This is a genomic window from Acetobacter orientalis, assembly GCF_000963965.1.
GTDB lineage: Bacteria > Pseudomonadota > Alphaproteobacteria > Acetobacterales > Acetobacteraceae > Acetobacter > Acetobacter orientalis.
In genome coordinates this window covers 71,902-96,360 of record NZ_BAMX01000022.1, presented here as the reverse complement: position 1 = coordinate 96,360, position 24,459 = coordinate 71,902, and the positions used below count along the sequence as shown (strand labels likewise).

General features: G+C 45.6%; 18 protein-coding genes and 1 riboswitch. Of the genes, 5 read left to right on the top strand and 13 right to left on the bottom strand.

All coding sequences use genetic code 11. The features are described from left to right. Positions 1-49 precede the first annotated feature (49 nt). From Abor_RS09005 to Abor_RS08995, 3 genes are all read right to left on the bottom strand, one after another. Entirely contained in the window at positions 50-685 is a 636-nt protein-coding gene (locus Abor_RS09005; RefSeq protein ID WP_048841530.1) for an urea amidolyase associated protein UAAP2, read from the bottom strand. An 11-nt stretch (positions 686-696) separates the two neighbouring features. Next, complete coding sequence (locus tag Abor_RS09000; RefSeq protein ID WP_084594459.1) at positions 697-1,428, bottom strand: urea amidolyase associated protein UAAP1; 732 nt, start codon at positions 1,426-1,428, stop codon at positions 697-699. Between the two features lie 203 nt (positions 1,429-1,631). Beyond that, positions 1,632-1,732, bottom strand: a riboswitch (guanidine-I (ykkC/yxkD leader). Positions 1,733-1,993: 261 nt separating this feature from the next. Further along, on the bottom strand, positions 1,994-2,380 hold the full coding sequence (locus Abor_RS08995) for a non-heme iron oxygenase ferredoxin subunit (RefSeq protein WP_197719547.1): 387 nt from the start codon (positions 2,378-2,380) through the stop codon (positions 1,994-1,996). Between the two features lie 435 nt (positions 2,381-2,815). On the opposite strand from Abor_RS08995, the gene Abor_RS08990 reads away from it, so the two are divergent. The 3 genes from Abor_RS08990 to Abor_RS08980 all read left to right on the top strand — a co-directional run bounded on the left by Abor_RS08990 (position 2,816) and on the right by Abor_RS08980 (position 8,479). Beyond that, a complete protein-coding gene (locus Abor_RS08990) occupies positions 2,816-5,302 on the top strand; it encodes a TonB-dependent receptor (protein WP_048841528.1) in 2,487 nt (828 codons plus the stop codon). Between the two features lie 133 nt (positions 5,303-5,435). Then, on the top strand, positions 5,436-6,134 hold the full coding sequence (locus tag Abor_RS08985) for an SDR family NAD(P)-dependent oxidoreductase (protein ID WP_048841527.1): 699 nt from the start codon (positions 5,436-5,438) through the stop codon (positions 6,132-6,134). A 143-nt stretch (positions 6,135-6,277) separates the two neighbouring features. Then, the gene (locus Abor_RS08980) at positions 6,278-8,479 is read left to right on the top strand and encodes a xanthine dehydrogenase family protein molybdopterin-binding subunit (protein WP_048841526.1); all 2,202 of its coding nucleotides are present in this window, start codon (positions 6,278-6,280) and stop codon (positions 8,477-8,479) included. 146 nt (positions 8,480-8,625) lie between these two features. Here Abor_RS08980 and Abor_RS08975 read toward each other — a convergent pair whose 3' ends face one another. The 3 genes from Abor_RS08975 to Abor_RS08965 are packed head-to-tail and all read right to left on the bottom strand — an operon-like array spanning position 8,626 to position 11,256. Continuing rightward, on the bottom strand, positions 8,626-9,576 hold the full coding sequence (locus Abor_RS08975) for a Vgb family protein (RefSeq protein WP_219809794.1): 951 nt from the start codon (positions 9,574-9,576) through the stop codon (positions 8,626-8,628). Positions 9,577-9,609: 33 nt separating this feature from the next. Beyond that, a complete protein-coding gene (locus tag Abor_RS08970; protein ID WP_048841525.1) occupies positions 9,610-10,212 on the bottom strand; it encodes a hypothetical protein in 603 nt (200 codons plus the stop codon). 48 nt (positions 10,213-10,260) lie between these two features. Next, on the bottom strand, positions 10,261-11,256 hold the full coding sequence (locus Abor_RS08965; RefSeq protein ID WP_048841524.1) for a sterol desaturase family protein: 996 nt from the start codon (positions 11,254-11,256) through the stop codon (positions 10,261-10,263). A gap of 524 nt (positions 11,257-11,780) precedes the next feature. Here Abor_RS08965 and Abor_RS08960 point away from each other — a divergent pair. After that, the gene (locus tag Abor_RS08960; protein WP_048841523.1) at positions 11,781-13,004 is read left to right on the top strand and encodes an NAD(P)/FAD-dependent oxidoreductase; all 1,224 of its coding nucleotides are present in this window, start codon (positions 11,781-11,783) and stop codon (positions 13,002-13,004) included. Between the two features lie 321 nt (positions 13,005-13,325). Here Abor_RS08960 and Abor_RS08955 read toward each other — a convergent pair whose 3' ends face one another. The 6 genes from Abor_RS08955 to Abor_RS08930 form a co-directional block, all read right to left on the bottom strand. Further along, a complete protein-coding gene (locus Abor_RS08955; protein ID WP_048841522.1) occupies positions 13,326-13,718 on the bottom strand; it encodes a tautomerase family protein in 393 nt (130 codons plus the stop codon). Positions 13,719-13,767: 49 nt separating this feature from the next. Beyond that, on the bottom strand, positions 13,768-15,105 hold the full coding sequence (locus Abor_RS08950; RefSeq protein ID WP_048841521.1) for an omega-aminotransferase AptA: 1,338 nt from the start codon (positions 15,103-15,105) through the stop codon (positions 13,768-13,770). A gap of 73 nt (positions 15,106-15,178) precedes the next feature. Then, the gene (locus tag Abor_RS08945; RefSeq protein WP_048841520.1) at positions 15,179-16,453 is read right to left on the bottom strand and encodes a M20 family metallo-hydrolase; all 1,275 of its coding nucleotides are present in this window, start codon (positions 16,451-16,453) and stop codon (positions 15,179-15,181) included. 38 nt (positions 16,454-16,491) lie between these two features. Then, positions 16,492-17,760 carry an NAD-dependent dihydropyrimidine dehydrogenase subunit PreA gene (gene preA / locus Abor_RS08940; protein ID WP_048841519.1) on the bottom strand — a complete coding sequence of 423 codons (1,269 nt, stop codon included), beginning with the start codon at positions 17,758-17,760 and terminating at the stop codon, positions 16,492-16,494. 12 nt (positions 17,761-17,772) lie between these two features. Further along, on the bottom strand, positions 17,773-19,122 hold the full coding sequence (locus Abor_RS08935; protein WP_048841518.1) for an NAD(P)-dependent oxidoreductase: 1,350 nt from the start codon (positions 19,120-19,122) through the stop codon (positions 17,773-17,775). 185 nt (positions 19,123-19,307) lie between these two features. After that, positions 19,308-21,707, bottom strand: coding sequence for a TonB-dependent receptor (locus Abor_RS08930; RefSeq protein WP_048841517.1), 2,400 nt, complete (start codon positions 21,705-21,707; stop codon positions 19,308-19,310). 261 nt (positions 21,708-21,968) lie between these two features. Between Abor_RS08930 and Abor_RS08925 the strand changes: the two genes are divergently transcribed. Beyond that, positions 21,969-23,012 carry a 2OG-Fe(II) oxygenase gene (locus Abor_RS08925; RefSeq protein ID WP_048841516.1) on the top strand — a complete coding sequence of 348 codons (1,044 nt, stop codon included), beginning with the start codon at positions 21,969-21,971 and terminating at the stop codon, positions 23,010-23,012. On the opposite strand, the gene hydA is transcribed toward Abor_RS08925, so the two are convergent. After that, positions 23,007-24,407, bottom strand: coding sequence for a dihydropyrimidinase (hydA, locus tag Abor_RS08920; protein ID WP_048841515.1), 1,401 nt, complete (start codon positions 24,405-24,407; stop codon positions 23,007-23,009). The two genes, Abor_RS08925 and hydA, sit on opposite strands and share 6 nt — an antisense overlap. Positions 24,408-24,459 lie beyond the last annotated feature (52 nt).

Below are 24,459 nucleotides of genomic sequence, written 5' to 3'. Positions count from 1 at the left end.
GAAAGTCTAGCGTAGAAAAAGAACTGAAAGACCTTACATGTCTTTCAGTTTACTCCCACACAAGCACTTCTGCAGGAGTGGGGTTCCACCCATTGCAGGGGTTATTCAATTGTGGGCAATTAGAAATAAGAACCATGACATGTTGCTCGGCGCGCATTTCAACATATTTTCCTGCCGCGGAAATACCATCTTCAAACGTAAGTCCACCATCTGAAGTGACAGGCACATTCATAAAGAAGTTAATATTGGCACCAATGTCACGCTTATCCAATCTGCCATCATGCAGGCAGGCACACAAAAAATTATCACGGCAACTATGCATAAACCTACGGTCATGTGCATAGCGAACCGTATTACTTTCCTGCGCACAGGCACCGCCTAAAGTGTCGTGACGACCACAAGTATCTGCCACAATTGTCAGCATAGGATTACCCATATTGGAATACAGCACTGTACCACACGTAAGATAAACGCTGTTCTGACGCCGTATTGTGCGCTGCGGGTCGTAACGCTCCCGTGGAGCTTGCGCATTATAAAACAACGTATCGATAGCCTGGTTACCTTCAAGATCAAGAAGGCGGAGTGTCTGGCCGGCTTTCACTTCAAATAAGAAGGGTTCACCTGCAGGAATCACATGGCGGAATAATGCTGTTTCTTGCGACAGATTACTTGGTGTCAGCTTCATTTTTATTTTCCTTACACGCAGTAAAGAGCTGTATTGAAAAACGCACGTCCATTTTCTGGCCTAGAGGTATGACAACCCAAGGAAATACCGTCTTCTACAACCTCATGTACGGAAAAAGAGATAGGTTTAGGGTTATAATGCGGATCTGGGTCCATTGGGTGCTGCAAAGCTGTAAGAATAATCAACACATCCATGGGGGCATACAGATCAATAAAGTCACCTGCAGAAGAATGACCCGATACAAAAGAGAATCGGCCTTCTTCATCGACTGTTACTTTACTGAAAAAATTCACAACCATAAGAAGATCTTGTAGATTAAGGTTCCATTTTCCCATTTCTACCAGCAGGTTATCATGCCCGTTACGGTAAAATTTATTACGCAGTTCCTGATAGGGCCCTTTTCCATATTTCTCTTCTACTTCTTGCGCATTAAGCACCCCGCCAAAAGAATCGTGCCAACCGCAACTATCTTCAGTAATAGCCAACAGAACACGGCCCATATCAGAATATAGACAGTGCCCTGCAGTAAGTTTTGCGGTATGCTGCCCCTTTAGGGTATCTGGAAGATTAAAACGCTCGCTCTTTTGGTCGGCATTTAGAAAAGTTGCGCTTATATTAGCGCCACCTTCAATATCTTTAATGCGCAAAACACGCCCACGCTTAAGAATAAGTGAGGTATGCCCTCCACCCGGCACGTGTTCTTCATAAAGGCACGGACGCAAAGTCAGCATATCGTTTTTCATTACAAACTCCCAACACCTAGAGGGTGGAATGCGCAACAGCGTGAACAAGCACGCACAGCAGAGGGAATAAAAAGACCAGACCCGCAAAACATTGCCGATTTGATGTCTATTTTATTGATAATTATGGGAAAAAGAGAAAATTGCATCTTCAAAACCCCTGGTTAACACGACAACAAAAGAGCAGCGCACCACAAATGTGGGCTGTCTCCCGGGCTTTTGTCCCGCCGTGTAACCTCAACCAGAGGTCGTTCGCTCTCGGACCAGACATCTGCATAAACAGACCGGAACCCTAGCGAACCATTGCATATTTTTACAGTCTAACTAAAACTGCATAATTGCTTATAACAGAGTCCGACACATCAAATCAATACCGTAACGAATTTTTTATAATTTGTGTTTAGCCAATCCTATTGGAAAAGACTTTTTAGAGACACATAGCAGCAATAACATATTGTATTTTATATATTTTTCCTTGAAATATTAAGAGTGCTTTTAACCATAGCTAAAAACACTCTTTTTCCTGACGAGATAGCTATTCAGTATTAAATTCTCTCAAGGCTCACTGTTATTCGCCCAGCAAACCGAAAATATCATTCCCCTCAACCACCGCAGGATATGTTTTAAGCGGTACAGTGCATGGTGGCGAGGCAGCCTTTCCCGTACAAATGTCAAACCCCCCGCCATGCAATGGACAATAAATTGTAGTGCCTTCCAGATCTCCGTCTGTCAGGACTGCCTTTCCATGCGTGCAAAGAGCATCGGTGATATACACTTTACCTTTAACTTTATAAACCACCAATTTCGTCTCTAACCCGGCAACTGCCACCTGGCGCATATCGCTTTCACGCAGTTCATTGTCACGGCACAAAAAAACTTTTTCAACCATTGCTTTCTCCAGCATATATTTTTGTAAATACAAAGACCGTTTTGATCTAAGAACAAAAACTGACATAGGTCGCTGGATTTTACAATCTCTACACACATTCCATGGCACAAAATTATTTAACCATAGCCGCCACCGTCGTTGACATGGCCTCCTTCATTCCTGAGGTTCACCCTAAAAATCTTCTAAATTTTCTCTAAAAACTTGAAGGATATTTTTATTTTTTATGAAATATCATTATATTTTATAGTAATTTTTATTTATATGCATTCTTACGCCTTGATATTATTCGCCTCCCCCACGCTCAACCCCGAAAATTATAAGCTGCAAATACGAAAATAAGCCTCTTTTTCTGGTGACAAACACCTTTAATTACGTCAAATAACACATATCGGTTTCGAAATGATGAGTCTACGATCCTAGATGAATGTATTGGGCGCCTCTCTTCTTGGTTGCTGGATCTAGCAACGGAGACACGCACCAAAGTAAAAACAGGAGTAACGTATGCAGGATTGTCCGGCTAAAAAAAGGGCATATCTGTTTTGCGCCACTATGCTCATCAGTGGCGCTCCCTTTGCCTTCGTCGTCTCCGCTCATGCAGCATCTTCTGACCAACAGAAGCGCCCAGTTGCAGAGAAAAAAACGCGCCCTGCTGCGCCAGCAAAACAACAACCCGCTGCCACAAAAGCCGCAGCGCTTAAAACTACACCGCCCAAAGTCCATGCTGCCCAAGAAGAGCAGATTATGGTTACAGCGACACGGCGTGCCACTAAGCTGGAAGATTCACCAATCAATATTTCAGTGGTTGATCAGAAACTCATGAAAAATGAGCGGATCACTGATATTCGCCAACTTAGCTCTTTTGTCCCGGGTTTAACCATTACCGATAACGGCCCTGGTAATACCGGTAATATTATTATGCGTGGGCTATCTTCTGGCTCAACCTCTACAACCGGAAATTTCACCAACAACTCGGTTGGTGTCTACCTTGGTGAAGTGCCGCTTTACACTGACTTCAAGATGATCGACATTGATCGCTTAGAAGTTCTGCAAGGGCCACAGGGAACACTGTATGGCTTGGGCACACTAGCTGGCGCGATACGCTATATGCCACACCGCCCGGTTCTTAATCATTGGTCTGCTGACGTAACCGGAAAAACTTTTGGCGAATCACACAGCAGCTCGCCTGGCGGTGAAACAACCGGCACCTTTAACATTCCACTCATGAAAGACCATTTAGCATTTAGAACTGTTGTTGGGTACTATAACGACCCCGGCTTTATGGACTACAACTACCTTCTTAAAACGCCTGGGGTCTCTAACCCACAACCCGGTGCAAATTCTTTAGGCACAGCCGAACAACGCGATCAAAATTTCTATCGCCGCAAAGACCTGAACTACGACCACACCTTTACAACTCGTAACCAGCTCTTGGTACAGGTGAACCCTAATATTAAGGGCTACCTTACCTATATGCACCAAGAAACACGTACTGGTGGCCAACAGGCCAATGGTGTTGGTGTTATGGGCACCGGCCACTATGAAGCCCCTTGGCGCTATCAAGAACCAGTTAACCGCACATCAGACCTTTATAGCGGGGAGTTCTATTTTAATATCTTCAACTTTGCCCAGCTAGTTAACACAACAGCTTATACACACCAGACAATCGATTCTGTAGAAGATAACACGGATCTTTTGCTTGATTTAGATTATGGCTACCAAGCCTTTCCGAGCTTCTCTTCTTATGCCAACAACCACCGCAAATATACACAGTTTAACGAAGAGCTACGCCTTGTCTCGACCCACAAAGGGCCGATAAGCTGGGTTATTGGTGGTTTTTATAACGACCTTAAAACAGATACAAACCGTCATGAATACGTGCCCGGCTATACGTCATGGGCGGGTATAGATCGCCCAGATGAGTTGGAATATGCCTCCCGTGTACACACCAAAACGCAAGAACGTGCAGTATATGGAGAGCTTACGTATCATATCTTAAAGAACCTACAGATTACAGGTGGCTTCCGATACTTTGACTATGATGCCTCTGTGAACGGCGGCACCGCTTTACCGCTGTTTCAAGCCTACCCAAATGTAAATTATAGCTCGCAGCAAGGCTCTACCGGTGCCAACGGCACTATGTGGAAAGCAAACATTTCTTACCGTGTTAACCCTAATATTATGGCCTATTTCACTTACAGCACTGGCTATCGTGTTGGTGGGGTTAATAAAGTAGCACCCTGCTCTATGCCACTAGATACAAGCGTGCAGCATGCGTGCGCTCTCCCTAATGAGGTAAGCTATAAACCCGATAAAACTCGCAACGCTGAGCTTGGTATTCGCGGGAATTTTTTCCATCGCCGGTTAATGTTTACGCTAGCTGGCTATAATATAGACTGGAGCAATATACAGGTTCCGGGCCAAACCCAATATGGGAATGTCGGAATTACAAAAAACGGAGCCGCGGCGGTTTCAAGAGGCTTCGATGCGTCTGTTAATGTAAAAGTCCTACCTAATTTTACGATTTCGGCCACGTATTCTTATGTTGATGCACACCTGACTAAATACTCGCCTGGTTTGGTAACGAACGTACTTGGTTCCTATGCCGGTCAGCCAGGCGACCGTCTACCTGGTTCGACCAAAAATTCTGGGAGTGTTATTGCAAACTACATTATACATATTGACGAAGACCGTAACGTTCAACTCAACTGGGCGACAACATACCAAGGCAGTATTTTCTCCCGCGTTGGGCTAGAAGGATATGGCTACCGTATGCCAAGCTACGTAACGCACCGCGCCTCTGTAACATATAATACGCCAAAATGGAGCGTTGATCTTTTTGTTAATAACTTGACTGACCAATACGCCGTAACAGCTGTTAGTAACGACATGAGTTCTATTCGCTCACGTGATGGTGTTGCTGAACGTTATTATGCTTACAGTGTTCTCACACCTCGCACCTTTGGTCTGGAAGCAAGCGCTCATTTCTAAAGTAATGCACTCGATCAATATAATTTAAAAGAACCCTTCTATGTGAAAGTTATTTTCCATAGAAGGGTTCTTTTATTATTTACTTTATGCTTATAGCAACCTTTAAAATACCATAAATAGAGGGAAATCTCTGATGAAAACACCGCAAAAAGTGATTATGGTTTCAGGCGCGGCAAGAGGTATGGGTGCTGCCATCGCCAAAAAATTTTACGATGAGGGCTGGCATGTTAGCCTTGGTATGCGTAAATCTGAAACACCAGCATGGGCAACTGATACAACACGTATTTTAATTGGTTACTACGACGCATTAGATGCCACAACCGAAACGGCATGGGTTGAAAAGACCATAAGCCATTTTGGCCATATTGATGCAATTGTTGCAAATGCAGGCATTGGCATTTGGAAAAATGTTATAGAAATTTCTGAAGGGGAAATGGATGACCTATTGGACGTGCATATTAAAAGCCCACGCCGGCTTGTAAGTGCCGCTTGGCAGCAGCTTGTTGCAAGCGGTAGCGGTCGAGTTGTTATGATCGGTTCTTTATCAAGCAAACGCGTTTACGATTCAGATTCCGGGGCGTATGCGGTATCCAAATTTGCAACGCTTGCTTTGGCACATGCTATTCGCCACACTGGGTTTGAATATGGCATTAGAGCGACCGTTATATGCCCAGGCTTTGTGAAAACAGATATGGTTGAAGGTATGATGCCGGGCCTACATATGACCCCAGCTGAAGAAATTGCCCGTGTGGCGCATTTTCTTGTCACATCACCCAATGAAGTGAGTATTTCTGAAATCCCAGTAAATTGCAGGGCTGAGGAAAGCTATTAAAAAAATACAGTAGAAATTTATTGGGGAACAGGAGTGCATTCACAGGAATGTTTCTGAAGATAGTCTAAAAATTTCTCTAGTCTATTTCTCTAAAAACATTCCTCGCTTCTCTTCTGCAAGGCTATTGGGGAACCGGCACACACATGTCTTCTCTTTTCGTTAGTAAAGCCGATAATGCTTTAGGCTCTCTCTTAAGGCGCCACTTTTTGGGAGGGGGAATCGCACTTGCTTTTGCAGCCCTCCCTTCCGCCTGCGGTAAAGGCGCCTTAGCACAGACAAACCTAAATCCCCCCCCTTCATCAGATGTCACACTTGGCGGTGTTGTTCGTATTGGGAGTGACAATCAAATCTCTCTCATTGTTCCCAACGTTGAAATGGGGCAAGGCATTTATACAACTGAAGCTATCATTATTGCAGAAGAGTTAGAAGTAGACCCCAACGACATTACTGTGCTGCCAGCACTCCCACAAGACGTGAGTGAATTTGCACCAGAATTCCTTAAATCACTCTCAACAGGCGGCTCGCGTTCGGTGCGCAAAGGCTGGGTGCCCTTACGGCAAGCTGGCGCAACTGCTAGACTAATGCTTCTTGCCGCAGCAGCTACCCGTTGGAACACTGAGCAACGTTTTCTCGTAGCTGAAAACGGTTACATAAAAGATCATACTGGCCAGCGTTGTGCAAAATATGGTGAATTTGCAGCTGAAGCAGCACGACAGAACATACCCCAAGTAGTGCCGCTCAAGGCCGCCGATGACTGGAAACTTATAGGCAAGTCTTTTCCACGCTTAGATATCCCTGCAAAAACAAACGGAACAGCTGTTTTCGGAATTGATGTCCGTATACCAGACATGGTGATTGGCACTATTATGGGGCCACCATCGCTTGGTGCTAAAGTTCGCTTTATCGATGACACGCTCTGCAAAAATATTCCTGGTGTTCTGGACGTTCTAAAAACGGATACAGCCGTTGCCGTTATCGCAAAAAATTACTGGACAGCGAAAAAAGGGTTAGGTGCTCTTAAGGTTACATGGTTAGAGGGAAAAGAGGCTTCTCTCTCTTCTATAGACATTCGAAAAACCATTCGTGACGCCTCCCTCTCTGTTCCAGAGGTTATTGCGCGCGATGAAAGAGCGGAGGATGCTTCTGTTGAAGGTAGAAAACTAGAAGCCGCTTATGAACTCCCGTTTTTATCTCATACTCCGATGGAACCGGCTAACGTAACTGTACATGTACGCGCAGATGGCTGCGATGTTTGGATGGGCACACAAGTGCCAACACGTGCTCGTGCTGCGGTTGCACAGGTAACAGGCTTACCCCAAGAAAAAATTGCCATTCATAATCACATGATAGGTGGTAGTTTTGGGCGTAGATTAGCAACAGATTTTTTGGAACAGGCAACGCACTTTGCCTGCCAGGTTTCGCGCCCAGTAAAATTTATCTGGAGCCGTGAGGAAGATATACGCCAAGACCTTTTTCGCCCAGCATATTATGACCGTATTAGCGCAACACTTGGCCAAGACGGGCAGCCGCTCTCTTGGCAGCACCATGTAAGCGGCCCTTCAGTTGTCGATCGGTTTACACCAGGTGGCCTCCCTCTAGGCAAGCTCGATTCAGACGCCGTAGCAGGGGCTGTGGATACACCGTATGACTTACCACAAATGTTTGTAACTTGGACGCGCGCTGAAACCCCAGTGCCCGTTGGGTGGTGGCGTGGCGTAGGCCCAGCGCATAATGTTTATGTGGTAGAAAGCTTTATAGATGAACTAGCGACCGCAACAGATAATGACCCATTAGATTACAGACTACATCTTTTACGTAAAAACCCTCGTTCTGTAGCTCTACTAAAACGTGTTGCACAAGAGAGCCAATGGAGTAAACCCTTACCCTCGGGCACGGGCCGTGGAGTAGCATTACATAATGCTTTTGGTACCCACTGCGCAGTTGTTACTGAAGTGATGGTGACAGATAAAAAATATATTGCCATAACAAAGGTAACAGCCGTTATAGATTGTGGTATAGCCGTTAACCTTGATACTATTAAAGCACAAATAGAAGGTGGGTTACTGTTTGGCTTTAGTGCAGCCCTTTATAGCGAAATAACCATAAAAAATGGACGTATAGAGCAGAGTAATTTTCATAATTATCCGCTTATGAGAATTAATGAAGCACCACCAATTGACGTTCATATTATCAAAAGTACAGAAAACCCTGGCGGTATTGGAGAGGTTGGCACGACTGCCGCATTTCCATCGCTAGGGAATGCGCTTTTTAACGCGACAGGCACAAGATGTAGGCGCTATCCATTTTCACAATATTTTTTTAATGAAGACAAAAACACGATTTAGAATAATCATTATAGAAGCATCTCATAAAGCTAATTTTCATAAAAAATTCTGTTTCATAGACTTGCCATGATTACTCATTGAAAGCAGATGCACCCTGCAACACAAGAAACATCTGCCCTCTATAAAATAAGGTTCAGGTTGATGATTCAATTGCCTATATTTTCTGGCTTCTCCCACCATGCCAGCACATGAATATCGTGAGATGTGGTCCATATCCCCTGAGGGGTATAACGTAACGCTCCACTACCCGTTTGTGTGCCAAGCCTTGCACGGATAGCAAGAGTTTTTGGATCAACCACAACAAATGTCTGGTGATCTGTTGTACGGAGCCAAACCTTGCCACCTCCTGCATCAATATCTCCATACGTTAATGTATTATCTACTTTAACGCGGCCAGAAATCTCTCCTGTTTCTGGCGCAATGCGCACAAGCGTTCCATCGCCCTGTTCCTGCACCCAGACAGCGCCTTCTCCAGCAACAAGAAAGCCCGGATTTTGACCAAGGGCCGTTTTTTTAACGACACTATTTGTTTGCGGGTCAATTTTCTGAAGAGTGTTATGAGTAGGGCTCACCCCCCATAAAGCACCAAAACCAAATGCCAAATAATAAGTTTCAGAATCAACGGGAATAGAGGCAATTACCTTGTTTGTGAGTGGGTCAACACGGGAGATCTTTCCGCTACCGTCACTCCCTACCCAAATAGAACCATCTCCACTAACAACATTTAGTTCACCTCTTGGGTTTGCAATACCAGTTTGAATAACAATATCGTTTTTCGCAGTTTGCAAATTAACACGGTTGAGTGTCTTGGCCTTACAATCGGCAACCCATAAAGAGCCAAATGCTACTGCCATTGCACCGCAAGGATGATCCAGCTTGACTTCAGCCAGCTTTCCCTCTGTCGACCAGTGCTCTACCCGCCCTCTATTCATAACCCATACTGAACTACCATCAACAGCAAGAAAGTCAGGTGAGCCGGGCACATGCATAACCTGCGGCATAGGAGCTGTTTGCGCAAACACATTAGAAAAACAGCTTAGCGGTGAAAGCACCGCTAACATCAAAGTATATTTTAAAATTGTTTTACGATACATCATGAAAACCTCTTCTAATTTATTAAATAATTAATATTAGGATATGTATTTCCTAAAAAGAGATTTTACTGATAAAGCCTCTCTAATTCTGCCAATAACGTATAAAATAGAAAATATTCCAGCAAATACATATGCGGCAGTTGGAGACAGCTTTCGTTTTCCCTGTCCTTCTTTATCTTTCTCGCTCTTCTTTTCCGGTGCAGGCACCCCTAACGCTTTGTCTATTGGGCTCTGTATAAGGTATTTCTCTTCTTTAGCTTTATCACTAACAGATTGCGATACTTCGGTTGATGGTTTCTGTAAATGCTTAACGACAATAGTCAGTTCTGCCATTATCAAAAAAAAGAGTGGCGCTAAAAAGCAAAAAAGTAGTGTTTTGCTGGTTAAGTCGTAGCGCAAAAAAGAACCATCCTGATTTTTTTCTATACTCAAAACACCATTATCAAATACGGCCATCTTGTCTTGAGATGGTTGATTTTTCTTAGAAAAAACCAACCCATCATTTGTCAGCTCGTGCGTTGTACCCACTTCTTGAAACAATGGTTCTATTTTACCAAGTGTTTCACTATTTGTTTGTTGCACGGGCAGGGAAAGGTTTCCTCTTACATGCCAGACCCAATCGATAAGGTGCCAGTTCACTTTTATGTCCTTTTTCAAACTACGCTGAAGTAGAAAGCCATATAAGAGTTATTGCCGAGCCTTCTCACCAAACCACTGTTTAGTTACTTTTTTGAATTTCCTTTTATAATAGCGCCAACCATTGGTGAATGGATAAGTCATTTGCTCAGCAATTGTTAGGCGACGCCCTCCTTCTGTACCAAGCAATTCTGCCTCACCATCAACACAGGTACCAAACATTCTATCTATGAAGATATAAACGCTCGCGTAATTACTACATGTCGCTTCATAATCTTGCGCATGATGCAAACTATGATGCTCTGTTGTATTAAATAAATACCTCCACCACCGCGGTGTGTTAAACCGCACGTTAATGTGCTGATATTCACCAATAGCCATAGACATAGCCCCAGCCAGCAAAACTGCACGGGGTAAAAAATCAAAAAAACCACCCAACCCAAGACCTATAAGAAACAACTCGGTCGGATTACCAACGGCACCCTTATTAATATTTAATTGAGTAACATAATGATGGACTGAATGCGGTAACCACAATGGGTACCATGTATGCATTGCACGATGCATCCAGTACTGACCAAAATCAAAAATAAACGAAATAAGAAAAGCCTGAACCAAAAGGGGCAGAACAAGAAACCATGTAAATTTGTCAAAATGGAGATGCAATTGAATAAAATCTATTACAGCATCGCTACCGATATAACTATTTACAATACGTAGAAAAGTATAGCCAATACCTACATAGAAAAGGTCTGTAACCAGCTCTTTCCATGTTAAGCGCCAACTTTCATAACGTGGGTTTACCCATTCAAGTGCCATCAAGAGCACTCGAAAGCCTACCCCAATACCAATGGCGGTTGTTGCTGTGGCTATAGAATTAGGCGCATAATACCAAAAAATAATTAAGCCAAGGAGCATTGCAGGCTGAAAATAGGTAAAGACAAACTGCTTAACCTTTCCCCCCTCCACTTTTGGTATATTGTCCCAGCCAACCGTGACAGGAGCTTGCGATCCAATCACTCTGTTTCCAACGCGAGTTCCGCTCATCTCCACCTCCAAGCCTTACTTTAGTGAAGAATTTACCTCATTATCCATAAGAGCTTCATACGTCATTTGACCCAGATTGACGTAACAGAAGCACGCTTACCACCAAGACAGGCGAACACTTTACTTCACTCTCTTTTGTATAAGTGAAAATCAATTACAAACTAATATGTGAATAAAAATACACTATTATTGAAAATAAACAAATTATTATTGAAAAATATTAATATTTTTATATGGCAGATTACAGTGAAGTTTTTTATTAATTCAGAAATTCTTATTTCTTCATGACTACCTTCCATTTGCTTTCATCAGCCAGCCCAAATTATATAATCATTTCATTTCGAATGTAAAATATAATTTTTCCTTATTTTACGTTGAATATCATTTTTTCCTCCCTTGTCGCGAAAAACGTTATCTGACATATGTGAGTGAGAATCCTGTTTTTGTAATTTTTGCTGATGATTTAAATTACGATCAGTAAAGAAATCAGCCACCCATGTTGGCACGCAAATGAGAGTTAAAAAGTGGAAGAAAAGAGAATTGTCATTGTAGGGGCCGGCGTGGCGGGTGTATCTGCAGCTGAAGCCTTACGCGAAAACGGCTTCAAAGGAGGAATTGTCTTATTAAGCCGTGAAAATACTATGCCTTATGACAGACCACCGCTCTCCAAAGAGGCCCTTACGGCAAGTTCTTCCTCCGCTACTTTTTTACTCCGAGACAAGACATTTTATGAGGCCAATAACATCGATCTTAGGCTAGGTGTTTCAGCCACAAGCATAGACCCACATGGCCACGTTTTAACTCTCTCCAATAATACATACCTCACTTACGACAAACTACTTTTAGCAACGGGATCTCGCGCGCGAACACTCCCTCTTTTCCCATACGCATCACCCGGCATTCATTATTTGCGCACCTTAAACGATGCGCAAAGATTAAAAGATGATATGGAAAAGCTCCCCCAAGACGCTAACATGGTTATTGTGGGTGCTGGCATTATTGGCCTAGAAGTTGCTGCTGCAGCAGCAACACAAGGTCTTACGGTAACAGTTATAGAGACAGGGGAAAGGCCTCTGGGGCGTTCTGGCAGTCCGTTTCTCGCTCATTTTCTAGCCAGAAAACATACCGAACATGACGTAAGAATTTTATGCAATACCCACATCATAAACGTAGAAAAATGTCATTCTGGATATTGCCTCTCACTCTCTAATGACACTCAGATTTTAGCTAATCTCGTTGTTGTGGGGGTGGGTGTCTGCCCAGAACTCGAACTGAGCACACTAGCAGGAATTGACGTTACTCCTGCTGGTATTAAAGTAGATGCACAAGGCAGAACGACGATTACAGACATTTACGCCGCTGGAGAGGTCGCGTTTCATCATAATATACATTACGGCACGCAACGTCGTGATGAGACATGGCAACATGCAGCCAGCCATGGTGCACACGTCGCCAAAGCTATGATTGGTGCACCAGATGATTACTCCACCCTTGGTTCTTACTGGACAGACCAGTATGATCTCAACATTCAAGTAATAGGTAACCCACTAGGAACAAGCGAGGTTGTACGTGGCAACCCGGACACTGAGGGTTGTCTCATTTTTCATTTAGATGGCTCTACTATTTGCGGGATCACAGCAATTAATTCTACACGCGCCTTACGCAAGCTCCGACGGTTAGTGGTTAACTCTGCATCTATACCAATAGAAGTGCTGGCTGACCCAGAAAGTGATTTACAGAATTACTAACCTACACATTAGTAATTCATACCGCACGAGTAGTATATTAGACCCTGCGCTCTGGCCCACACGCAGAACGACATGCACCAGAGGAAAATACGGCTTAATCCATTCCATCTACTTTTCAGATCGCAAAGACATACCAGTCAGAGACCTACCTCCATCGCAGGTCTCTGAAACACAACAACCCGCTCAGTTCAATAATTTAGTGAATAATGAGCTTAGGGTTATAATGCCGATTAAGTCCATGTGCCTTTTAGGAAGAAAAACTATAAAAACACCACTAAGAATCTATATTATTCTTAGTGGTAAAATGTAAAAATAATTAAATTATAGCTCCCCAGTTAAAAACTGGGCACGGCCCCAGCCAAAGCTCCAGTGTTCATCTGCATTTTGAACAATTGAAACCATTAAGTCTGACGGTTTAAGCCCACATTTTGTTTCGAGTGCTTCTGCCAATAAGCGGTAAAATTCTGCTATTTGCTCTTTCGGCCGTGGGCGTGAGACCACTTGCAGCAAAACAACTTTGTTTGTTCTTGGAATATCAAGCCCAGTGTCCTGAATGATCATGTGTGTTGCATCATGCTCAGACACAAGTTGATACCGGTCACGTTCTGGCACTTTAAAAGCAGCCAACATGGCACCATGAGCAGCATCAAGCAGAGTGCCCACTTCGTCTGTTGTTCTGCTCCCTTTAATAAGGTGAAAATGAAGCAAAGGCATAACTTTTTTCCTTTTTAACAATTATACAAGAAATATTTTACAAGCTGCATTAACCAACAGTTTCAATGACTTTACGCACAGTTTGCATCATATTTTTTAGCTCGTTTTCTGTTGCAATAAAGGGCGGCCCGAAAGAAATAATATCACCGGTTACGCGCAACAGTTGCCCTTGTTTGAGCGCTTCTTCAAACACGGCTAAACCACGCACGCCAACACCTTCTTGTGCAGGTTTGAGCTCAATCGCTGCGGTCAGGCCAATATTACGAATATCTGCCACTTGCGGCACATCGGCCAGACTATGGGCGGCATCTTCCAACACAGGCTCAAGAGCCGCAACACGCTCAAACAAGCCTTCGCTTTCCATAACGTCTAGCACAACATGACCGACGGCAGCAGCCAAGGGGTGGCCCGAATAAGTATAACCATGGCAGAACTCAATGGCGTTTTGCGGGCCGGTCATGAACGTTTTATAAATTTCGTCTGTTACAATAACCCCGCCCATGGGCACAATGCCGTTTGTAACCGCTTTAGCAAAGGTAATAATGTCAGGTGTAACGCCAAAACGCTGTGCGGCAAATGGCGCACCCATACGGCCAAAACCGCTGATAACTTCATCAAAAATAAGAAGGATACCGTGCTTTGTGCAAATTTCACGCAGGCGTTGTAAATAGCCAAGTGGCGGCACAATAACCCCTGTAGACCCCTGCACAGGTTCTACAATAACAGCCGCTATGGTTGAGGCATCATGCAAAGCCACTAAACGCTCTAGGTCTTCGGCGTAGTCTGCTCCCCATGTTGGCTGCCCACGGGTAAAGGCCATATGCTCTGGTGCGTAAGTATGCCGCAGGTGATCTACGCCGGGCATCATGCACGGCGCAAACATTTTACGGTTGGAGAGAATACCCCCAACAGACATGCCGCCAAAACCTACACCGTGGTAGCCCCGCTCCCGCCCGATCATACGAAAGCGGTTTCCTGCCCCTTTAATACGGTGGTAACCAAGCGCGACCTTGAGTGCCGTATCAACAGACTCTGAGCCAGAATTAGCAAAGAACACGTGGTTCATGCCTTCTGGGGCCATATCTGCAATACGCTGCGCAAGCGAGAGCGCGTTATTATGCGTCATCTGAAAAGAGGGAGCAAAATCGAGTGTATCGACCTGTTTTTTAACAGCTTCCGCAATTAAAGGGTGAGCATGCCCAAGGGGAGTACACCACAAGCCAGACAGCGTATCAAACAGTTTCTGGCCCTCAACATTCTCGTAATAGGCGCCTTTAGCAGCGACCAAAGTACGAGGGGGTGAGTTGGCCTGCAACAACCGGTTTGCGGTAAAGGGCTGCCAGTAAGTGCCCTTTTTTACTGTTGCCACACTATCAAAATTGCTCACTGCAAATGCCCTTTCGGCGTTGGCCTGTGGTGTTTTAACAAAAGAACGCGTGTCGGTTAGGCTCTAAAAATTACTACTCCGCTTTATTAAAAAAGCTATCAGCTTTTAAAACGGCTTCAAGTAAAACATTTGCGCCTGCTGTTGCATCTTGTTCCAAAATACTTTCAGCTTCGTTATGGCTTAGGCCATCTTTACAGGGCACAAAAATCATAGCAGTTGGGGTTACGTGTGCCATATAACCTGCATCATGGCCGGGGCCAGAAACAATACGGCGGGCAAGATATTTGCCCTCTGTTGCAGCTTGTTCAACTATCGCAACACAATCTTTGTTGAAATGCACCGCAGGGGCATCCCAAATCTGCACAACATCTACGCTCACGTTGTTTTCTTCTGCAATCGTTTTAATACGAGCCAGCAGTTCTTTTTCCATTTCTAGCACAACCGCATCGTTAGGGTCGCGAATATCAATAGTAAAGAAAACCTCACCCGGCACAACGTTGCTGCTATTAGGCCGGTTTTCCAAAAGACCAACAGTCCCTACCGCAGAGGGAGCATGCGCTTTGGCAACCTGACTGGTAGCCGTAATCATACCTGCGGCGGCTACCAGTGCATCGTGCCGTAGCGGCATAGGAGTAGAGCCTGCGTGGGCATCTTTGCCGGTTACGGTTACTTCATACCACCGCGCACCCTGAATACCTGTAACAATACCAATCGTTTTTTCTTCAGACTCTAAAATTGGGCCTTGTTCAATGTGCAACTCAAAATAAGCCGCCAGAGGGTGCTCACCGCATTTTTCCTCACCCCGATAACCAATTTTTTCTAATTCGTCTTGAAAACGAATGCCCGCACGGTCACGTTTTTCCAGAATATCTTCTTCTTTAAAAATACCAGCAAAAACGCCTGAGCACATCATGGGAGGAGAAAAACGTGAGCCTTCCTCGTTTGTCCAGTTAATAAGCTCAATAGGGTGGCGTGTTACATAACCAGATTTATGCAGCGCACGGAGCACCGACAGCCCCCCTAATACACCCAAAATCCCATCAAACTTACCGCCCGTTGGCTGCGTATCAAGATGGCTACCCATAGTAATAGGAGCAAGCGTATTATCCTGCCCAGCACGGCGGGCAAACAAGTTGCCCATAGAGTCATAAGAAACTGTACAGCCCAGCTCTTTACAGGTTTTTATAAACCAGTCACGCACCAGCTTATCTTCGTGCGTTAATGTCAGGCGCTTTACACCCCCTTTAGGTGTGCCACCAAACTCTGCTGTTTGCATAAGGTCTGCCCAAAGTGCCTGACCATCTACACAAAGGTTATTATTTTTACCTGTAAAACCTACCTGAGACATACCTTTTCTCCGCTTTAATACACTACTCAAACCGTAATTTACGCTGTAACCCGGTTAGGGTTATTGGGGTGCTCTGGCCATGTCAGCTCGCCTTCTACAGGCTGAGGTTGCATGGTAATACAATCATCAATGGGGCAAACATGCGCACATAGGTTGCAGCCTACGCACTCTTCATCAATCACTTCATAATGGTTTTTGCCATCAACAAGTGTTTTTGAAATAGCCTGATGCGATGTATCTTCGCAGGCGATATGGCATAAGCCACACCCAATGCAGGCATCTTGGTTAATGTCTGCAAGTGTTTTGAATTTTAAGTTTAAATTACCCCAATTAACAAAGCGTGGAATAGCCTGCCCACTAACAGAGGGAATATCTGCATACCCTTTTTGATCCATCCAGCTAGAAAGACCATCTATCATGTCATCAACAATACGGAAACCATAGTGCATTGCGGCCGTACAAACCTGCAATGTCGTCGCACCCATTGCTAAAAACTCTGCGGCATCACGCCAAGAACCAATACCACCCATACCAGAAATGGGAATACCAGCCAGCTCTGGGTGGCGGGCAATGTCACCAATCATACGCAGGGCAATAGGTTTAACGGCTGGGCCACAATACCCACCGTGTGTGCCTTTACCGCCTACAACAGGCATGGGGGCCATTTGGTCTAGGTCAACACCAATAACAGACTGAATGGTGTTGATAAGAGAAACGGCATCTGCCCCACCCCGTTTGGCAGCAAGTGCTGGCATAAGAATATTGGTAATATTAGGGGTAAGTTTAACAATAACCGGCATACGGGTGTATTGCTTACACCACCGCGTAACCATTTCAACATATTCTGGAACCTGCCCTACAGCAGCCCCCATATTTCGCTCAGACATACCATGTGGGCAGCCAAAATTGAGCTCGATACCATCTGCCCCCGTTTCTTCAACCAACGGTAGAATGGCTTTCCAGCTTTCTTCAACACAGGGCACCATAAGGCTGACAACTACCGCTCTATCTGGGTAGTCTCGTTTAACCTGCTTAATTTCTGCAAGGTTAACGGCCAGTGGGCGGTCTGAAATAAGCTCAATATTGTTAAGCCCCATTAAACGATTGCCGTTATAGTTTAGCGACCCGTAACGAGAGCTTACATTAACCACGGGTGGGTCTTCACCCAAAGTTTTCCAGACAACACCACCCCAGCCCGCCTCAAACGCACGGCGCACGTTATAGGCTTTATCTGTTGGGGGGGCAGAGGCCAGCCAAAAAGGGTTAGGAGACTTAATACCGGCAAAAGTTGTGCGCAGGTCAGCCATTGTTTCTATCCTTTATTGGCCAGAATTTTGAGAGAGCATGGCATGAATAGCCTCTGCCGCATCACGGCCATCACGCACGGCAGCAACAGTCAGGTCTTCACCCGGCGTACAGTCACCACCCGCAAAAACACCCTGCATTGTGGTCTGGTACTGGTCATCTACCAAAATGCGGCCACCACTTATGGCTATGGTATCTGCTTGTAAGGGGGTAGATAAAAATGTCTGGCCTACGGCCTTTAACACCATGTCAGCTTCAATAATAAAGGTGTCGGCGGGGTTGTAGGCAATGCTACCATCTGGGCCAATGGCACCTCGGGCAAACTCTACGCCGCGCAAAACACCGTTTTCAGACACAATACGCACAGGAGAAGCCCACAGCTTAACCGTAACGCCATTGGTCTGTGCCCACTCCCGCTCAACCGTGGTGGCGGACATTTGCTCATGACCACGGCGGTAAACTAAAAACACATCTTCCGCACCAAGGCGACGTGCCTGCACCGCAGCATCAACCGCCGTGTTACCACCGCCCACAACCACAACCCTGCGGCCAACTGGCACGGTCTTTTTGTCTTGTGAGCGCAGAGTTTCAATAAAAGTAACGGCATCCATCACGCCATCAAGCTGTTCACCTTCAATACCCATGGCTCTTACGCCAGCTAGGCCCACAGCAAGAAAAACAGCATCATACTCTTTGCGTAATTGGGCAACGGTAAAGTCTTTGCCAAGTGACAGCCCACCCTGGAAGGTAATCCCTCCAATGGCCATAAGAAAATCTACTTCTTTTTGAGCAAAGTCATCTGCCAGTTTGTAAGCGGCAACGCCGTATTCGTTCAGGCCACCTGGCAAGGTGTGGGTATCAATCAAATCAATATTATGGCCATGCATGGCAAGGCGGTGCGCACACGCCAAACCTGCTGGGCCAGCCCCCACAACGGCAATACGTTTACCCGTTGCAACAGCACGCGTAAAAGGCTGGCCACCATGCTCCATCTGCCAATCTGTGGCGTGGCGCTGCAATGCACCAATACGGATAGCCTGCCCGGCTTCGCGCGCGGTATGCACACATTTTTGTTCGCACAGAATTTCTGTTGGGCACACGCGGGCACAAGCCCCGCCCAAAATATTAGACTCCAGAATAGTCCGTGCAGAGCCTTGCATATTGTTGGTGGCTATAGCCTTGATAAATTTAGGAATATCAATGCTGGTAGGACAAGCCTGCACACAAGGGGCATCGTAGCAATAAAAACAGCGCTCTGCTTCTATTACTGCTTGAGCATGCGTTAGAGGGGGGTGAGCATCAGCAAAATTGGCTGCCAGCTCTCCCTCACTCAGGCGACCACAGATGGTATCTGGGATTCTCATAACTGCTGCTTCCATGAAATTCCGATTTCGTAACGATAAGATCAAAAGAGACGATTGCGCAACGTTTTTCTGACCATCTTTTCAGCTTTTATAAAAAAAGACTGCATGCTGAACTTGTGTATGCCCTCAAAAAAAATCCTGCCTGTGGCAACAGGCAGGATCAAACAGGGCAAAAGTAGGAAACCTTAGAAACCGGTAGAAAGCGAGAATGAAACCGCAAACCCCGGAGACAATGTATAAGTTGGCGCAGAACCCGCACCATAATTGGTACCATTTACCCCCGTTGTTGCATGCGCAAACGGAGACATAGAATACACACCATTGCGATAGAGAGAGCCAGCTAGGTTTTGGAAGTTAAGCTGGATTTGAGGTGCACGAAGGTGCCATTTGTTAGAAAACCTATACCCAAGAGTAACCGTATCCGTAATATAGGGGTGTAGTTTTTCATCGTTTACGAGCGTTGCGTACTGGGCCCCAATATATTTGAGGTTCAAGTTCGCAAAAATATGCCCGTTATCCCAGTCAATGCCGAGCGCACCCATTTCGTGCGGGGTGCCTACTGGTCGTTTCCCTTTTGTCCGCAAATCATCATTCAAATAATGAATATTGGAGTCTGTTGTCGCATCCAGATATTCAAAACTTACATAAGGACGGAAATGCCCAAAAATGGGCCGCGTACCGAACTGCACATCAACCCCGCGAGAGGTCTGGTTACCCACGTTCATTGTGGTAGACATTGGTGCACTACCAAAGTAGCTCAGCACACTCATCTGTCTATTGGTAAAGTTATAGTTAAAGAAAGAAATTTCACCCACAAATAGGTCATCGTGGTAGCGGTAGCCTATTTCTTCTTCAATCGCATATTCGGGTTTTACGTTAGCAGAGGGCGCTGTAGACATGGAGCCATCAAGGTTATACAGCTCAAACATAGTGTTGTTGTTAGGCATTTTAAAGTTAGTGGTGCCCAAAACATAAAGTTGATGATGGCTATTAAACCGGTAACTGGCACTAAATTGGGGCAACGGCTCAAAAACGTTTTGGGCACGCTTTTGTTGAATATTAGGCACGTAGCTATCAACCTTGCGGTTAACCATAGCCACCCGCAAACCAGCTTGAAGTTCCAGCTTATCATGCAGTAGGCTTAGCTTATCGCCCAAATAAAGCATGTTCACTTGCGTAAAGGTGTTGTGGTTATTCAAATACCAACGGTTACCTTCCTGCGTTTTATAAATATTTGGCCCGTAATCACCATAAATATTCGCAGGGCCACCATTTTGCTGGTTAATATAAGACACAGGGGTAGACTGGTTGGTACGAGACCATTCAAACCACCACCCAAAGGTAAGGGTGTTAACCCCTTGTTTCCATGTTAGTTTGGCGTTGTTACCTGTACGGTGGTAGCTAAAATAAAGCGGCGTATAAACTGTTGTGCCGTTTGCAACATCAACATTAACAGGCTGGTTACCAGAGAAAGTCTGGCCATCTGTTACAGTACTGACACCGCCAATTGTACCAGAACCCCACCACAAATAGGGCGTGTCATCAAACCGCAGCCCTTCTGCTAATTTAACAGAGAGCGGGGCAGAAGCAATCATGTTCTGAAAAGCATCTAGCCCATATTTATGGTAGCTTGTTTTATTATTGGGGTCATATTTAGATGAAAAATCGTAATGCTTACCGTATTTATCAAACTGCTCTTTGGTGGGGTACATGTCGAGCTGTAGATTATTGGTGTTATAACTCGCATTAAGGCTCCAATGGCTATCTGGGCTAAAATCCTTAACCATTTTAAAGTCAACATGCTTACGGGTAAACTTACCCGGCCCACGCCAGTTGTCTGCCGCTGTGTTGGAGAAAGACGCAAAAGCACGGAAGCCGCTATTACCAATATCCCCACTTTCTAAACGCACAAACTCACGGTGCATATTATAAGAACCGTAAGAAAAATCTACAAAGCCCCCACGCCTGTGCGATGGGTCAATAAGCTCTGCATACGCACTGCCCGCTGCGGCAGAAATACTAGGCGTATCAATATCAGCAGAGCCCGGCATTAAGGATACAGATTTAAGGTTATCACCATCAGAAGTCTGGTTGGCGTAAAAGCCACCATCGCCCACGTCATTCACTGGGGCGCCGTTATAAATCCAGCCGACATGGTCTCCGGGCAAACCACGGAGCATAAGATTACCCCCAGCTATGCCGTAAGGCTCTGTAAGGGCCACATAAGCACTCGGGGTCAGTGCCAATACTTGCACAGGGTTAGCAGAAGGTGGCTGCTTTGCAATAAAATCTCGTGTTACAGACTGGATTGTTCCGGCCCGAGACTCCACACGCATAAGACCACCACCCGGCGCGTGGCGTGTAACCCCTTGCACGGTTGTAGACCCTGCAACCTGTATTTCTTCAGGTGAGTTTGTAGCACTTACCGGGCCATAATTACGCTTAATCTTTTTAGGTGCCGCACGATGAACTGGCTTTGTATGTGTAGGGGCACTTTGTGCCGATGCTGCATGAGAAAGCAGAACAGAACCCAAAAACGTTCCGGTTAAAAGTAGATGCGTGGCAGATGTTCGAATGAGAGGCATAGCCTTTCGAGCTCCAGAGCAAGAGGGGGCGGGGCAGATGGGGGTCTAAAAGACTGGAAAGGGCCTCCTCTTTAAAAGATCGAACCGACCGCGGAACGATATGATGATTCGATCCGGGTTAGCAACGTAAATTCGACTATTTGGTTAGATTTTATCTGATGGTGTGGAACAAATGTAACAACCACTCATGATAATTCTTGAATATTACGGACAAGAGAATTTACTCTGTCTGCAAGACCCTACCATGAAAGCTTTGTATCCATGATACTTCCCGGCGACCCTGCACCCCTTTTTACCCAGCGCGCGAATACAGATTGGCACCATTATAGTTTTGATATGGCGGCAGGTCGCTATTCGCTTCTTTTATTTTGTCCCTCTTTGCAAATAGAGGCCACTCAGAAAGCTATAAATGCACTCAGTAGCTTATACAGTTTAAAAGCATCTGGCCGCCTAGAACTTTTTATTATAAGCACCAACCCACTAGACGAAGAAAAAACGTTAGCTAATAAAAAAGAATATTTTACAATATTTGATTCCAATAAGCAGGTTCATACCCAATATGGTATTGCACCTAATATGCTCACTTGGGTTGTGGTTGACCCCATGCTGCGGGTTAAATGCGTGTTAGAGGCAAGCGAAAAATACTTCAATTTTATCAAAAACTTCCTACAAAATGCGAAGCCTTTTCAAGAAGGGCCAGTGCCTGCTTTACTGTTAGAGGGCGTTTTGGAACACAGCTTTTGCACAACGTTAATAGAATATTACAACAGCCAACCGTCACATATCTCTGGTGTATTAACTCAAAACCATGAGCGTAAAGCAGTTAATGCAGATAATTTTTCTTTCAAACGGCGCAGAGACTGCGCCTTAAACGACCCATCACTTGTACGCAATTTGCAAGCTCGTATAATAAGGCGTGTTGTACCTGAAATACGCAAAGTTTTTCAGTGCGATGTTACAGGCATGGATCGTATGATTTTAAGTTGTTACAACGCAGAAGAACGAGGTTGCTTTGGCCCCCATCGTGACAACACCGTACCAGGCGCTATGCACAGGCTTTTTGCGGTATCACTCAATTTAAATGATGGATTTGAAGGCGGCGATTTGTTTTTTCCTGAATTTTCAGCTCGGGGGTTTTGCCCTCCGCCGGGTGGCGCTATTATTTTCTCTACCGCTCTATTACATGCCGTGCGCCCTGTAACAAAAGGTAAGCGCTACGCCTGCCTACCTTTTGTTTTTAATCAAGCCTCGCTCGACTACGCTAAACAACAGGAGCGCGTTACCGCCCCCACCAACCCCTTATAAAGGGTAACGTGGCTGGCGTTTATACGTTGGGCGCTCCAAATACCGCCCTGCCCCACGCACAGCACGCAAGTCACCATTATCCCAAACCACTTTACCATTACTTATGGTTTTTCTTGCAATACCCGTTACTGTCATACCTTCGTAAATATTATAATCAACATTTTGGTGGTGCGTTGCAGCAGAGATAGTGCGGGTGCCTGTTGGGTCCCACAAAACAATATCGGCATCAGCCCCAACCGCCAACGCCCCTTTACGGGGGTACATATTAAAAATACGCGCCGTATTGGTAGAGGTCAGGGCAACAAACTGCTCAGGCGTAAGTTTGCCGGTGGCCACGCCATGGTGCCACAAAACGCTCATCCGGTCTTCAATACCCGGCGTACCATTGGGTATGCGCGTAAAGTCGTTTAGGCCTGCTTCTTTTTGCTCCTTACAAAAGCAGCAATGGTCTGTGGCCGTTGTATGGAGCTGGCCAGACATTAAACCACCCCATAATGCTTTTTGGTGGTGCGCTGGCCTAAAAGGTGGGCTCATAACGTAACGTGCTGCTTTCAACCAATCTGATGCTGTATAAACTTGGTCATCAAACACCAAATGCTGGGGTAACACCTCACCATAAACCTCTTGGCCATTCATGCGGGCTTGCGCAATGGCGTTGGTTGCTTCCTCGGTTGAGACATGCACCACATAAATGGGCACGCCTAATAAGCCTGCCAACGTAATGGCACGTTGTGTTGCCTCACCCTCTACACTCGGCGGGCGAGAAAGCGGGTGTGCCTCTGGCCCAGTACGGCCCTGCGCCAGAAGATCTTTTTGCAAGTAGGCTACGGCATCGCCATTTTCAGCATGCACGGTGCAAATGGCCCCCAACTCTCCTGCACGGCGCATGGAGTGCAAAAACGCCTCATCTTCCACCATCAGGGCATTTTTATACGCCATAAAATGCTTAAAAGAATTCACCCCGCAAGAGGTCACTAGGGTTTCCATATCCTGATGGACTTGGTCGTCCCAATGGGTAATGGCAACATGAAAGCCGTAATCTGCGGCTGCTTTGTCTGCTTTGTCACGCCATGCGCGCCAAGAATCCAGTAGGGTACGGCCTGCACCGGGTATAACAAAATCGAGTATGCTGGTGGTACCCCCGGCCAGCCCGGCTGCTGTGCCGGTATAAAAGTCATCTGTTGCAATGGTGCCCATAAAGGGCATTTCCATGTGGGTGTGAGGGTCTATGCCGCCGGGCATAACCAGCAAGCCACCTGCCTCTACCACTTCATACCCCGCAGGTGTTTCAAGGTCTGGGCCTATTTGCGCAATAAGGCCTGCTTCATCGCACAGAATATCTGCCCGTAGTGTGCGCTCGGCTGTTACAACCGTTCCACCTCTGATATGCAGCATGACTTCGGGCTTCCTTCCTGCGTTAACCGTAAGGGCTGTTCACGACTCATAT

Coding starts and splice junctions, on each gene's coding strand:
- Abor_RS09005 (WP_048841530.1), bottom strand. CDS start 685: ATGAAGCTGACACCAAGTAATCTGTCGCAAGAAACAGCATTATTCCGC.
- Abor_RS09000 (WP_084594459.1), bottom strand. CDS start 1,428: ATGAAAAACGATATGCTGACTTTGCGTCCGTGCCTTTATGAAGAACAC.
- Abor_RS08995 (WP_197719547.1), bottom strand. CDS start 2,380: ATGTCAGTTTTTGTTCTTAGATCAAAACGGTCTTTGTATTTACAAAAA.
- Abor_RS08990 (WP_048841528.1), top strand. CDS start 2,816: ATGCAGGATTGTCCGGCTAAAAAAAGGGCATATCTGTTTTGCGCCACT.
- Abor_RS08985 (WP_048841527.1), top strand. CDS start 5,436: ATGAAAACACCGCAAAAAGTGATTATGGTTTCAGGCGCGGCAAGAGGT.
- Abor_RS08980 (WP_048841526.1), top strand. CDS start 6,278: ATGTCTTCTCTTTTCGTTAGTAAAGCCGATAATGCTTTAGGCTCTCTC.
- Abor_RS08975 (WP_219809794.1), bottom strand. CDS start 9,576: ATGATGTATCGTAAAACAATTTTAAAATATACTTTGATGTTAGCGGTG.
- Abor_RS08965 (WP_048841524.1), bottom strand. CDS start 11,256: ATGAGCGGAACTCGCGTTGGAAACAGAGTGATTGGATCGCAAGCTCCT.
- Abor_RS08955 (WP_048841522.1), bottom strand. CDS start 13,718: ATGCCTTTGCTTCATTTTCACCTTATTAAAGGGAGCAGAACAACAGAC.
- Abor_RS08945 (WP_048841520.1), bottom strand. CDS start 16,453: ATGTCTCAGGTAGGTTTTACAGGTAAAAATAATAACCTTTGTGTAGAT.
- preA (WP_048841519.1), bottom strand. CDS start 17,760: ATGGCTGACCTGCGCACAACTTTTGCCGGTATTAAGTCTCCTAACCCT.
- Abor_RS08935 (WP_048841518.1), bottom strand. CDS start 19,122: ATGAGAATCCCAGATACCATCTGTGGTCGCCTGAGTGAGGGAGAGCTG.
- Abor_RS08930 (WP_048841517.1), bottom strand. CDS start 21,707: ATGCCTCTCATTCGAACATCTGCCACGCATCTACTTTTAACCGGAACG.
- Abor_RS08925 (WP_048841516.1), top strand. CDS start 21,969: ATGATACTTCCCGGCGACCCTGCACCCCTTTTTACCCAGCGCGCGAAT.
- hydA (WP_048841515.1), bottom strand. CDS start 24,407: ATGCTGCATATCAGAGGTGGAACGGTTGTAACAGCCGAGCGCACACTA.